The sequence below is a fragment of the Streptomyces sp. LUP30 genome (genome assembly GCF_001746365.1).
Lineage (GTDB): Bacteria > Actinomycetota > Actinomycetes > Streptomycetales > Streptomycetaceae > Streptomyces.
Genome location: NZ_MJAJ01000098.1, coordinates 1 through 12,060, shown reverse-complemented (window position 1 = coordinate 12,060; position 12,060 = coordinate 1). Strand labels below are relative to the sequence as shown.

Annotated in this window: 13 protein-coding genes and 1 pseudogene; 5 read left to right on the top strand and 9 right to left on the bottom strand. The window is 72.8% G+C overall.

What is annotated here, in order from left to right; genetic code table 11:
- The coding region (locus BG482_RS39460) for a toll/interleukin-1 receptor domain-containing protein (protein WP_141746723.1) at positions 1–498 on the bottom strand (498 nt) is incomplete at its 3' end.
- Between the two features lie 152 nt (positions 499–650).
- Between BG482_RS39460 and BG482_RS39455 the strand changes: the two genes are divergently transcribed.
- Positions 651–1,916: an SLC13 family permease gene (locus tag BG482_RS39455; protein WP_256096618.1), complete on the top strand. Its 1,266-nt coding sequence runs from the start codon at positions 651–653 to the stop codon at positions 1,914–1,916.
- Positions 1,917–1,983: 67 nt separating this feature from the next.
- On the opposite strand, the gene BG482_RS39450 is transcribed toward BG482_RS39455, so the two are convergent.
- From BG482_RS39450 to BG482_RS39415, 8 genes are all read right to left on the bottom strand, one after another.
- Complete coding sequence (locus tag BG482_RS39450; RefSeq protein WP_069774036.1) at positions 1,984–2,862, bottom strand: inositol monophosphatase; 879 nt, start codon at positions 2,860–2,862, stop codon at positions 1,984–1,986.
- Positions 2,837–3,496, bottom strand: a complete 660-nt coding sequence (locus BG482_RS39445) for a hypothetical protein (protein WP_069774035.1) — start codon at positions 3,494–3,496, stop codon at positions 2,837–2,839. The genes BG482_RS39450 and BG482_RS39445 overlap by 26 nt, the downstream gene beginning before the upstream one ends.
- Positions 3,497–3,540: 44 nt before the next feature.
- Positions 3,541–4,494 (bottom strand): hypothetical protein, encoded by a 954-nt coding sequence (locus BG482_RS39440; RefSeq protein WP_370745955.1) that lies wholly within the window; start codon positions 4,492–4,494, stop codon positions 3,541–3,543.
- A gap of 74 nt (positions 4,495–4,568) precedes the next feature.
- On the bottom strand, positions 4,569–5,105 hold the full coding sequence (locus tag BG482_RS39435; RefSeq protein ID WP_069774034.1) for a hypothetical protein: 537 nt from the start codon (positions 5,103–5,105) through the stop codon (positions 4,569–4,571).
- Positions 5,089–5,586, bottom strand: a complete 498-nt coding sequence (locus BG482_RS39430; protein WP_069774033.1) for an RNA polymerase sigma factor — start codon at positions 5,584–5,586, stop codon at positions 5,089–5,091. Before BG482_RS39430 ends, BG482_RS39435 begins: the two co-directional genes overlap by 17 nt.
- Positions 5,583–6,284 carry a class F sortase gene (locus tag BG482_RS39425; protein WP_079142694.1) on the bottom strand — a complete coding sequence of 234 codons (702 nt, stop codon included), beginning with the start codon at positions 6,282–6,284 and terminating at the stop codon, positions 5,583–5,585. The genes BG482_RS39430 and BG482_RS39425 overlap by 4 nt, the downstream gene beginning before the upstream one ends.
- The gene (locus tag BG482_RS39420; RefSeq protein ID WP_069774037.1) at positions 6,281–6,634 is read right to left on the bottom strand and encodes a hypothetical protein; all 354 of its coding nucleotides are present in this window, start codon (positions 6,632–6,634) and stop codon (positions 6,281–6,283) included. The genes BG482_RS39425 and BG482_RS39420 overlap by 4 nt, the downstream gene beginning before the upstream one ends.
- Positions 6,635–6,883: 249 nt before the next feature.
- The gene (locus BG482_RS39415) at positions 6,884–8,332 is read right to left on the bottom strand and encodes a gamma-aminobutyraldehyde dehydrogenase (RefSeq protein WP_069774032.1); all 1,449 of its coding nucleotides are present in this window, start codon (positions 8,330–8,332) and stop codon (positions 6,884–6,886) included.
- Between the two features lie 176 nt (positions 8,333–8,508).
- On the opposite strand from BG482_RS39415, the gene BG482_RS39410 reads away from it, so the two are divergent.
- From BG482_RS39410 to BG482_RS39395, 4 genes and pseudogenes are all read left to right on the top strand, one after another.
- Positions 8,509–9,027, top strand: a complete 519-nt coding sequence (locus BG482_RS39410; protein WP_069774031.1) for an Lrp/AsnC family transcriptional regulator — start codon at positions 8,509–8,511, stop codon at positions 9,025–9,027.
- 19 nt (positions 9,028–9,046) lie between these two features.
- The gene (locus tag BG482_RS39405; RefSeq protein ID WP_069774030.1) at positions 9,047–10,411 is read left to right on the top strand and encodes an aspartate aminotransferase family protein; all 1,365 of its coding nucleotides are present in this window, start codon (positions 9,047–9,049) and stop codon (positions 10,409–10,411) included.
- Positions 10,412–10,605: 194 nt separating this feature from the next.
- A complete protein-coding gene (locus BG482_RS39400; RefSeq protein WP_069774029.1) occupies positions 10,606–11,349 on the top strand; it encodes an ABC transporter ATP-binding protein in 744 nt (247 codons plus the stop codon).
- Positions 11,331–12,060, top strand: a pseudogene (locus BG482_RS39395) (hypothetical protein); the annotation flags it as partial. The gene BG482_RS39400 and the pseudogene BG482_RS39395, both read left to right, overlap by 19 nt.

Below are 12,060 nucleotides of genomic sequence, written 5' to 3'. Positions count from 1 at the left end.
GACCGGCGTCGCCGCGGCGGGCGGCCCGGGGCGCCCGTCGCCCGGGTAGCCGGGCCGCAGGGTGGGCCGGGCCCGGCCGTCGAGGGCCTGGCCCACCCGGGTGAGCAGCAGGTCGCGGGCGGTCGACGGGTCGGTCACCGGCACCAGGTCCACATAGGTGAGCGTGGCGAGCAGCCCCTCCACCGGGATGTCCTCGACCCGGACGGTGATCAGCCGGCGTTCGGGCAGGTCCGGGTCGGCGCGCAGGGCGGCCTGCCACTCCATGCGGCCGTACCGGGAGCGTTCGTAGTTGCGCGAGAGGACGGCGATGACGGCCGCGGACTCGCTCACCCCGCGGTCCATGAAGTCGACGAAGTTGGTCCCCGGCACGAAGTCCCAGGCCTGCAGGACGGTCCGGTATCCGGCCTCCTCCAGCGTCCAGGCGATCCAGGACGCCCAGCGCTCGTCCGCGGGCGAATAGCTGACGAAGAAGTCCAACGGCTCGGTGTCACCACTCATCTGACGCCCCCCCATGTCTTCATGATGCAGTGAACGAGCATCGGCATGAACGGTTTTCGCAGCCCCGGCACCGGCGGGACGTCCCCTGGGGCGAATCTGTCCCGAAGCAGACCCTGGTCACACGGGCGCACAATTGTGCGACCCTTCCCCTCGTGCGTGTCTTACGGCGTCTGCATGTACTGGACCGGGTGGCGATCGCCCTCCTGACGACCGGACTGGCGTGCGTGGCCACGGGGTTGCTGCCCACCGGTGCCGCGTCCGGCGCGATGACCCGGATCGCCCCGCTGCTGGCGTTCCTGGGCACGGTGATCGTGCTCGCCGAACTCACCAGCAGGGCCGAGGTGTTCGACGTCGTGGCGGCGCGGATGGCACGGGCGGCCCGCGGCAGCCGCCCGCTGCTGTTCCTGCTGTGCGTGGCGTTCGCGTCGGTCACGACGATCTCCCTGAACCTGGACACCACGGCGGTGCTCCTGACGCCCGTGATGCTGGCGTTGGCCTCCCGGGTCGGGATCGCGGCGGTCCCGCTGGCGATGACGACGGTCTGGCTCGCCAACACGGCGAGCCTGCTGCTCCCCGTCTCGAATCTGACCAACCTGCTGGCCGCGGACCGGGTGGCGCTGTCCTCCCTGGGCCTGGCGGGCCGGATGTGGGCTCCACAGCTGGCGGCGATCGCCGTGACCACGGCCTGTCTGTGGGTCTTCTTCTGGCGCCCGGCGCGCCGCACGGCCCAAGGGGCGCGGCGGCAGGAGCGCGGCGGGCCGGGAGCGGTCCGCGTCGGGCAGGCGGAACGGCCGGTGGAGGGCGGGCGGTATGCGCTGCCCTCGGTGCACCGCCCGGCCGACCCGGTCCTCTTCCGCGCCTGCGCTCTCGCCTGCGGGGGCTTCCTGCTGGCCATCCTGGTCGCCGACGTGCCGTTGTGGATCGCGTCCGCGACGGCGGCGGCGGTGGCCGTCACGGCGTTCGCGCTGCGGGAGCGGCCGGCGCTGCGGTGGTCGCTGGTGCCGTGGCGGCTGCTGGTGATGGTGCCGGGGATGTTCCTGGTCGTGGAGACCGTCACGGCGCACGGCCTGCACGACCTGCTGGCCGCCGCGGTCGGCGACGACGGCGGCGTCCTCGGCCTGTTCCGCGCGGCGGCGGTCGGCGGCGGCCTGTCGAACGTCCTGAACAACCTGCCCGTCTATCTGGCCGGCGAGGGGGCGGTCCCGGTCGGCAACCACGACCAGTTGCTCGCCCTCCTGATCGGCACCAACGCCGGCCCGGTGGTCACCCCGTGGGCCTCCCTGGCGACCCTTCTGTGGTACGAGCGCTGCCTCGCGCACGGGGTGCGGGTGCCGCTGACCCGGCTGGTCGGCACGGGCGCGGTGCTGGCCGTCACGGCGGTGACGGCGTCGGTGGCGGCACTGGCCCTCACCGGGTAGCGGCGGTGGCCCGGGTGCGACGGCGGCCGTGCGCGATCGGCCGCCGTCGAGACCGCGCGGCGGGGGCTCACCCGGTGGCCGTGGTGCCGGCCCGCCCTTGCCGGGCCCGGCCGCGCAGGGGGACGGCGGCCGCCACCAGGTCCAGCAGGGACGGCAGCATCTCGGGACGGCCGGCGACGAAGGACCGGTCGGTGTCGGGGCCGGTGAAGCCGACGGTGAACTCGCCGCCGTCCAGCCTGCGCAGGAGCACCCCCGCCTCCCGGGCCAGCAGGGCGCCGGCCGGCAGGTCGATGGCCTCCGCGCGGTAGCCGACGAACCCGTCGATGTCGCCTCTGGCCAGCATGGCCCAGGCGACCAGCGGCGCCCACAGCTGGAGCAGCCGGCGCGAGCGCAGCTCCAGGCTGTGCCGCAGGACGCGGACTGCCGGATCGTCCCGGCGGACCGCGTGCCCCTGGGTCCAGGCCAGGAGCGGTCCGGCGGGCGAGGGCGGCCGGCCGGCCGGGCTGAGCGGGCCGGCCGGACCGTGTGCGCCCGCCCCGTTCCGGGCCGACCAGGTCCGTCCGGTCACCGGGTCGTGCACCACGCCGACCACCGGCGCCCCCTCCACGCACAGGGCGATGCCGACGACGTAGACGGGCAGGCCGATCACCACGTTGTTGCTGCCGTCGAGAGGGTCCACCAGCCAGGTGCGGCCGCCGTCGCCGCCCAGGTCCCCGGCCTCCTCGGCGAGGACGCGGTCGTGCGGGTAGTCGGCGCGGATGCGGTCGACGACCATGCTCTCGGCCAGCAGGTCGAGATCGGTGACGACGTCGCCCAGGGCGCCCTTGGGGCGGGACGCGAACCCGTCGGGGAACCGCGACCGCAGCAGCGCCCCGGCCGCCTCGGCGGCCGCCACCGCCGTCCTGCACTCGGCGGTGAAGTCAGACGACAGGGGGGTGGGCCTCATGGATCCTCCTGAGCGCGGCCTGGGCGATCCGGGCGGTCTGGGCCGCGTCGCACATCCTGCGGACCACCCGGTGGCCCGGGGCCCGTAACGGCCCCAGGGAGAGGTCCGCCCGGCCGGGCATCGTCCGCCCGAGCACCAGGGTCGCGGTCGGACGGCCGTCCGGCACCACCGTGGTGTGGAACTCGCCCGCCGCTAGGGCATAGGTCTGACCCCGTGAGCTCGACTGTTCGGGACCCGGCTGACAGCGCACCAGCCTTCTGGTGGGCCGCAGTTCGTCCACCCCGGACGGTGCGCTGTGCACCTCGAACACCCGGTGGGTGGGCCGCGCGGCCTCCTCGGTCACCTCCATACGCCGGTTGTTCAGCTCTCCGTACAGCACCGTGCTCGTCAACTCCCAGCTGTGCGAGTGCACTTGCCGGTCGATCAGGATGGGGTCCGTCGGCCCGAAGACATGCACGCACACGCCCTGCTGTCCGTCGCGCAGGACGGGCAGACAGACGAACCCCAGCGGATGACGCACCGCGCGCAGCGCCCGGCCGCCGGAGGCGACGCCCTCGAGTTGCGATACGGCGTGCCGCACCAGCTCGACGGTCGCACCCCGCCGTGCGGCCCGTTCCAGGGCCGGGTAGTCCATCGCTCCCCCAAGGGGCTCTCGTCGGGATCCGGCCGAGGACGTGCTCATGTGCGGTAGGGGTCCTCCGCGCGCAGCGCCTTGTCGATGACGTCGCCGACGTCGCGGTCGGTGAAACTGGCCGGCAACGGCAGCCCGAGCCGGTCGAGCAGGCGTCTGACCTCGTCGACGGTCGGCTCCTCGCTCAGCGCGGTCGCCTCCCGCAGATCGAGCTTGACCGCCTGCTCGCGGCTCTGGTGCAACTCGGTGACGTAGTAGTCGTACAGCGGCCGCCCCCGCTCCACGAACAGGCCGACGCGGCGGGGGTCGTCCTGCGTGATGATCAGGCAGGTGTCGGACAGGTCGAAGCGCAACGCCGGTGCCACGGAGCTGAGATGGACGTCGATCTCCAGGGTGTCCAGCCGTTGCCGGTGCCAACTGGCGGCCACGACGGTGGCGTAGGACTCCTTGCGGGTGCGTTCCGGCGTCCAGTCGTCGCCGTCCCCGTGTCCGAAGGTCCGCCGGAAGCGGGCGTACGCCTCGCACACCCTGTCGTCGGCCGGGTTGACGATGTCGATCTTCATGCTGAGGGAGCGGCGCTGCCGCTGGGCCTCCAGCACGCACTCGGGCAGGGTGACCGCCCGCAGATAGGTCCCGGTGCCGCCCTTGAAGACCCAGCGGCTGGTGCTGCGCCGGGCCCGCTCGTGCGCGGGACCCACCTCCGGGCCGGTCAGCGTGCGGACCATGGCCAGGTCCTCGATCGCGCGGCTCGTCCCGGCGGTGGCGGCCCGGATGTCGGCCATCCGGCGCCGGCGCTCGGTCAGCGAACCGTAGACCAGCGCGGCCAGGACCAGCAGGATGGAGCCGGTGACGATGTCGTCGTCGAAGTTCTTGTCCGTGATGTCCAGCAGGCCCACGGTGAGGGCCACGGCGATGGCCACGAGGCCGTCCGCGTTGCGGACCGCCCAGGCGATCGAGTCCTCGAGCCGACGTCCCGACGGCTGCGGTGCACTGCGCGACACGACCACCCTCCCCCGACGGCGGACTCCATGGTAGGAGCAGTCGGCCCCGGACGGCTACGGTGCGTGAATCGGCCTCAACGGCGCACCTTCGACGTCGACGGCACGCTGGAGGGCGCGCTGGACTGCGTACGGCGCCGGGCCGACCGCGGGTCCTGCGCGGTCGGCGCCGGGCCGGCGCCGGAGGTGCGGTCCGTGCCCGGGGCAGCGGTGCCGGCGGAAGCAGCCGGGGTGTCGGGGGCGTGTGTCGCGTCCGCCCCCCGGGTAGGGCGTTCGGCGCTCTCCGGCGGCGAGACCGACGACGGCGTCGGCACGGGTCCGGTGGACGGCCCGCCGGTCACGGGGGGCGGGGCGAGCGGCGTCGTCGGACGCGCGGGCGCGTCGGACGCCGTCAGTCGCAGCGGCAGCAGGACGGCGAACACGGTGACCGCGCACGCCGCTCCGACCCCGGCCGCGGTGCGCAGCGTCCGGCGGCGGACCGCGCCGCGGCGGATCTCCTCGTAGCGGCCGGGCGGCGGGCCGAGGTGTCCGGCGGGGGGGCGCAGGATGACGGTCAGGGGGTCGTCGGGGTCGAGGTCCGGGCTGTCGTCGAAGTCGTCAGCCGGTGTGATCAAGGCTTCTCCTCAGGTGGACGCGGAGCAGTTCGCGGGCCGCGTGCAGATCGGCCTTGACGGTTCCTTCCTTGCGTCCGGTCAGCACGGACACCTCCCGGATCGGCATGTCAGCGTAGTAGTGGAGCAGGATCGGCACCCGCAGCCGGTCGGGCAGGGACTGCACGAGCATCCGCACCGACGGGTCGGCCTGTTCGGCCGGCGGGGCGACGGCGACCTCGACGGTGACCCGGCGCATGGCCCGGCGTTCGCGTTCCAGCTTGCGCCAGTGGTCGCGGACCAGGTTGGCGGCGGTGACGAAGAGGAAGCCCTGGGGCTCGGTCACCGTCGTCCAGCGCGCCCAGAGCCGGGTGAACGCCTCCGAGGCGATCTCGTGCGCCGTCTCGTCGTCGTCGACGAGACGGCGGCACCAGCCGGCGAGGCGGGGGTAGAGGGCGGCGAACAGTTCGGACGCCGCCCTCTCGCGCGAGCGTGAGCGTTTCAACGTTCTCCCGCGGTAGTCGACGCGTGGCCGGCCCCGGACGCGGACCCGGAACCGGAACCGGACGCGGACCCGGCGCCGAGCGCGGCGAAGACGATCACGTTGTCGCGGTACCCGTCGCCGGTGCGCGGGCCGCCGCACGTGATGAGACGCAGTTCCGGCCGGCTCACGTTCCCGTAGACCTCCTCCGTGGGGAACCGCGCCTTGTCGACGGTCCGCACGCGGGTGACGGTGAACCCGGCCGTCGTGCCGTTCTCCAGGCGCACCACGATCCGGTCGCCCTGGTGCAGCCGGTCGAGGTGGCGGAACACGCCGTCGCCGTACTGCCCGACCGTGACGTGGGCGAGGATCACCGACGGCCCGGTCTGCCCGGGCGTCGGCGAGTGCTCGTACCACCCCGCGCGGTCGTGCCGTTCGACCGGAGGCACCTGCACACTGCGGTCGGCGGCCAGCCCCAGCCGCATGACCTCGGTGTCGACCCCGATGGCCGGGATCCGCAGCCCGACCGGCACCGAGCGTGCGAGGGGTCGCACAGCCCGGGCGGCCGGGGCGGCCGGGGCCGAGGGCCCCGGGCCGCCCGCGGCGGCCGTGGTGGTCGTGCCGGACGTCGAGGCCGGCTCGGGCCCGTGGGCGGTGCAGCCGGTGAACAGCAGCACCGCCAGGGCCGCGAGCGCCGGGGCGCGCCTGGAGAGCGGGCTCATGCGCCGGTCGCCCTCCGGCGCCGCACGACATAGAAGACGGAGCCGGCGGCGGCGATCGCCGCCGCCGCGCCGCCGCCGATCAGCGTGCCGTGGCCCTCGGAGGCCGGCTCGGCGACGCCGGTGTCGGCGGCTCCCCTGGGCACGACGCCGACCTGGCCGGGCGCGTCGGACGGAGCCCTGGTGGGCTCGGACGCCTTGGTCGGGCCGGTGTCGCTTGCGCCCGTGGCCGGGCTCGCGCTCCGGACGCTGGGAACGGGGGTCGGCGTCCCCGCGTCGGCGAGCGCGGGCGCCGCGCCGGCCAGCAGGGCCGTGCTCGCAACTGCCAGGGCGGCGAGGCCCGTTCGGGGCATGAGTCGCATGAGTCGCTCTCTTTCGTCGGTCCGTTGACGGATCGAGCGAAGAGACGAGGCAGCCCGGGAGCAGGTTGTAAAGAGATGGCAAAGCCCGAACGGCCGCAGCCGCCCGCCCCCGGCCGACGCCGACCGGCGCCGACCGACGCCGTCAACCGGGCGGCCGCGAAGGGGAGATGAGCCGGCCCGTGAGCGCGACGGGCACGGCGGAGGACCGCCGTGCCCGTCTGCGGCCGAATCCGCCGAGCGCTACGCGTCGAGGGACGTCATCACGTGCTTGATGCGCGTGTAGTCGTCGAAGCCGTAGCCCGAGAGGTCCTTGCCGTAGCCGGACTTCTTGAAGCCGCCGTGGGGCATCTCGGCGACCAGCGGGATGTGGGTGTTGATCCACACACAGCCGAAGTCGAGCTTCTTCGACATCCGCATGGCACGGCCGTGGTCCTTGGTCCACACCGAGGAGGCGAGGGCGTAGTCGACGCCGTTGGCCCACTCGACGGCCTGCTCCTCGTCCGTGAAGGACTGGACCGTGATGACCGGCCCGAAGACCTCGTTCTGGATGATCTCGTCGTCCTGCTTCAGCCCGGAGACGACGGTCGCGGCGTAGAAGTAGCCCTTGTCGCCGACCCGTTCACCGCCCGCCTCGACCTTGGCGTGGGCCGGCAGCCGCTCGATGAACCCGGCGACCTGCTTGAGCTGGTGGGGGTTGTTCAGCGGCCCGTACAGCACGTCCTCGTCGTCGGGCTGCCCGGTCTTCGTCTCGGAGGCGGCCTTCGCGAGCGCGGCCACGAACTCGTCGTGGATGGACGCCTGGACGAGGACGCGGGTGGCGGCCGTGCAGTCCTGGCCGGCGTTGAAGTAGCCGGCCACGGAGATGTCCTCGACGGCCTTGGCGATGTCGGTGTCCTCGAAGACCACGACCGGCGCCTTGCCGCCCAGCTCCAGGTGGACCCGCTTGAGGTCCCGGGAGGCCGACTCGGCGACCGACATGCCGGCGCGCACGGAGCCGGTGATGGACGCCATGGCCGGGGTCGGGTGCTCGACCATCAGCCGGCCGGTGTCCCTGTCCCCGGTGACGACGTTGAAGACGCCCTTGGGCAGGATCGAGCCGATGATGTCGGCGATCAGGACGGTGGAGGCCGGGGTGGTGTCCGAGGGCTTGAGCACCACCGTGTTGCCGGCCGCGATCGCCGGGGCGAACTTCCAGACGGCCATCATCATCGGGTAGTTCCACGGCGCGACCTGCGCGCAGACGCCGACCGGCTCACGGCGGACGATGGAGGTCATCCCGTCCATGTACTCGCCGGCCGAGCGGCCCTCGAGCATCCGGGCCGCGCCCGCGAAGAAGCGGATCTGGTCCACCATCGGCGGGATCTCCTCGGAGCGGGTCAGCCCGATGGGCTTGCCCGTGTTCTCCACCTCCGCCGCGATGAGGTCCTCGGCGCGCTCCTCGAACGCGTCGGCGATCTTGAGGAGGGCCTTCTGGCGCTCGGCCGGGGTGGTGTCGCGCCAGCCCGGGAACGCCTCGGCGGCGGCCGCCATGGCGGCGTCGACGTCCGCCGGGCCGGAGAGCGGCGCGGTCGCGTACGCCTCGCCGGTCGCGGGATTGACCACCTCGGTGGTCCGTCCGTCGGCGGCGTCCCGGAACTCGCCGGCGATGTAATTCCGTAGTTTGCGCATCCGGCGCAGCTCGGTGCTCACTGCCGGCCTCCTGATCGTTTCTTACTGCGGGGGTGTCCATGGACTGAGACACCACCCTAATCGGCGGGCCCGCGTTTTCAACACCCCCGATCGCGCGACGGCTGCGGAATCCGCAGATCTCACATACGTAAACAACGAATTTCATCGCGTGAACCTTGCGGAACTGTCGAGACGTCGTGCACAGTGTGCCCGTGGCCAGTCGAAGCGCAGAGCACAGGGACTCCCGCGAGTCCAGGAACGGCAGCACCCCTCACCTGGATGCCGTGAGCCTCGCCATCATCGAGCAGCTGCAGGAGGACGGCCGTCGGCCGTACGCCGCGATCGGCAAGGCCGTGGGCCTGTCCGAGGCGGCCGTGCGCCAGCGCGTCCAGAAGCTGCTCGACCAGGGCGTGATGCAGATCGTCGCCGTCACGGACCCGCTCACCGTGGGCTTCCGCCGGCAGGCGATGGTCGGGATCAACGTCGAGGGGGACGTCGAGTCCATCGCCGACGCGCTGACCGCCATGCCGGAGGTCGAGTACGTGGTGATGACGGCGGGCTCGTTCGACATCCTCGCCGAGATCGTGTGCGAGGACGACGACCACCTGCTCGACGTCATCAACAAACGCATGCGCGCCCTGCCCGGCGTGCGCTCCACCGAGAGCTTCGTCTACCTGAAGTTGAAGAAGCAGACCTACATGTGGGGAACCCGATAACCGTGAGGACCCGATAACCGTGAGCACCAAGGACCTCAGCCGCACCGCGTACGACCACCTGTGGATGCACTTCACCCGCATGTCCTCGTACGAGAACTCGCCGGTCCCGACCATCGTCCGGGGCGAGGGCACCTACATCTACGACGACAAGGGCAAGCGCTACCTCGACGGTCTCGCGGGCCTGTTCGTGGTCCAGGCGGGCCACGGGCGCGTGGAACTCGCCGAGGCGGCCTTCAAGCAGGCCCAGGAGCTCGCGTTCTTCCCGGTCTGGTCCTACGCCCACCCCAAGGCCGTGGAACTGGCGGAGCGCCTGGCCGACCACGCGCCGGGCGACCTGAACAAGGTCTTCTTCACCACCGGCGGCGGCGAGGCCGTCGAGACCGCCTGGAAGCTCGCCAAGCAGTACTTCAAGCTGCAGGGCAAGCCGACCAAGTACAAGGTCATCTCCCGCGCGGTCGCGTATCACGGCACCCCGCAGGGCGCCCTGTCCATCACCGGTCTGCCGGCGCTGAAGGCCCCCTTCGAACCGCTCGTCCCGGGCGCGCACAAGGTGCCGAACACCAACATCTACCGCGCCCCGATCTTCGGCGACGACCCCGAGGCCTTCGGGCGCTGGGCCGCCGACCAGATCGAGCAGCAGATCCTCTTCGAGGGCCCGGACACGGTCGCCGCGGTCTTCCTGGAGCCGGTCCAGAACGCCGGCGGCTGCTTCCCGCCCCCGCCCGGTTACTTCCGGCGGGTGCGCGAGATCTGCGACCAGTACGACGTGCTGCTCGTCTCGGACGAGGTCATCTGCGCCTTCGGCCGCCTCGGCACGATGTTCGCCTGCGACAAGTTCGGCTACGTCCCGGACATGATCACCTGCGCCAAGGGCATGACCTCGGGCTACTCCCCGATCGGCGCCTGCATCATCTCCGACCGCCTGGCGGAGCCGTTCTACAAGGGCGACAACACCTTCCTGCACGGCTACACCTTCGGCGGCCACCCGGTGTCCGCGGCCGTGGGCCTCGCCAACCTCGACCTGTTCGAGCGCGAGAACCTCACCCAGCACGTGCTGGACAACGAGGACGCGTTCCGCTCGACCCTGGAGAAGCTGCACGACCTGCCGATCGTCGGCGACGTCCGCGGCAACGGCTTCTTCTACGGCATCGAGCTGGTCAAGGACAAGGCGACGAAGGAGTCCTTCAACGACGAGGAGACCGAGCGCGTCCTGTACGGCTTCCTCTCCAAGGCGCTGTACGACAACGGCCTGTACTGCCGTGCCGACGACCGCGGCGACCCGGTCGTCCAGCTCGCCCCGCCGCTGATCTCCAACCAGGAGACGTTCGACGAGATCGAGCAGATCCTGCGCGCCACGCTGACGGAGGCGTGGACGAAGCTGTGACGTCAGCCTGATCAGCTGATCAACACCGGCCCCGGTGTCGACCGTTCGAGTGAGAAACGGCCGCCCGGGGCCGCGTGCTGTCCGGATGCCCGCTCTCGCCTCCTTAGCGTGCCAGTGACCGATCGGCCCTGTCTTCGTTCCCCCGCACGGGGGATTGGCACGGGAACCACAGATCTGAACCGAGGTGTACGCCCATGGAGGCCCCGCCGGACAACGACGTGCTCTGGGCACGCTCCCTGCACTTCTCGCACCCCGACGGCTCCCCCGGGCTGGGCGGGGTCTCGCTGGGTGTGCGGGAGGGCGAGATCCTGGCCGTCAGCGGACCGCGCGGCAGCGGCAAGACGACCCTGCTGCGCTGTCTGTCGGGCCTGGCGCCCGCCCAGCGCGGCGAGGTCTGGTTCAACAGCGTGCCCGTGCACACGATGGGCCCGACGGCCCGCGAACGGCTGCGCCGCGACCGCTTCGGCTGGATCGACCCGGCGCCCCTCCTCGTTCCCGAGCTCAACGTCTGGGAGAACGCGGCCCTCCCGCTGATGCTGCGCGGCACCAGCCGACGCCGGGCCAAGGTCGCGGCGCTGGAGTGGCTGGAGCGCCTGGACATCGGCGACCGTTCCCGCTGCCGTCCGCACGAGCTCACCCAGGCCGAGCGCCAGCGGGTCTGCATCACCCGCGCGCTGGCCCCGGCCCCCTCGGTCCTCTTCGCGGACGAGCCGACCGCCCCCCTGCACCGGGCGGACCGGGCCCACGTCCTGCGCACCCTGACGACGGCCGCCCGCTCGCACGGCATCACGGTGGTCCTGGCCACCCACGACGCGGAGACGGCCGCCCTCGCCGACCGCACGGTGGCGCTGCTGGACGGTCGCCGGGTCAAGACGGTCCACCTGCCCCCGGTCACGGAGTCGCAAGGCCGGGGGGCGGCGTGCTCGCTCTCCGTCTGACCCGCGGCGCCCGTCCCGCCGTCCAGCTGCGCCGTCTGCTGGTGGCGGCGGCGTCGGCGGGCACCGGCTTCCTCCTGCTGAGCACCCTCGGCCACGCCCTGACCCACCCCGAGGCCCCCGCGGCCTCCGCGCTCCGGCTGGCCTGGTGTGTGGTCCCGCTGGCCGCGACCGTCCACCTCGCCCTGGCGGTGGCCCGCACCGACCCCGGCACCCGGCCCCGCCCCGGGCTGGCGGCGATCGGCCTGGGCCCGGCCCGTCTGATGGCCGTGTCGGCGATGACGACGGCCCTGTCGACGCTGCTCGGCTCCATGCTGGCGCTGCTGTTCTTCCTCCATCTGCGCGGCGACCTCACGGGCATGCCCTTCGACGGAGCGGCCAGGGACTTCCTGGCGGCCGACCGGGCGCTGCCCTGGCCTGCCGCCCTGACCCTGCTGGCCCTCGCGCCGGTGTCCTCGTCGATCGCGGTGGTGCTGATGCTGCGCCCCCGGGACGCACGGGTGGCGGCCCGGACGGCGCCACGGATGTTCGGCCGGTTCGGGGCGTACGCGACGACGGGACCGGGAGAGACGTTCGGCGCGTACGGCAGATTCGGCAGCCGAGCCGTCCGCCCCTTCGCCGGCCGCGCCGCCGGGACCGCCCCGACGCCGTCCGCCGAAGCGGAGGGCGCGCCCCCGCCCCCGGACGGCGCGCTCCCCGCCCCGGCGGACGGCG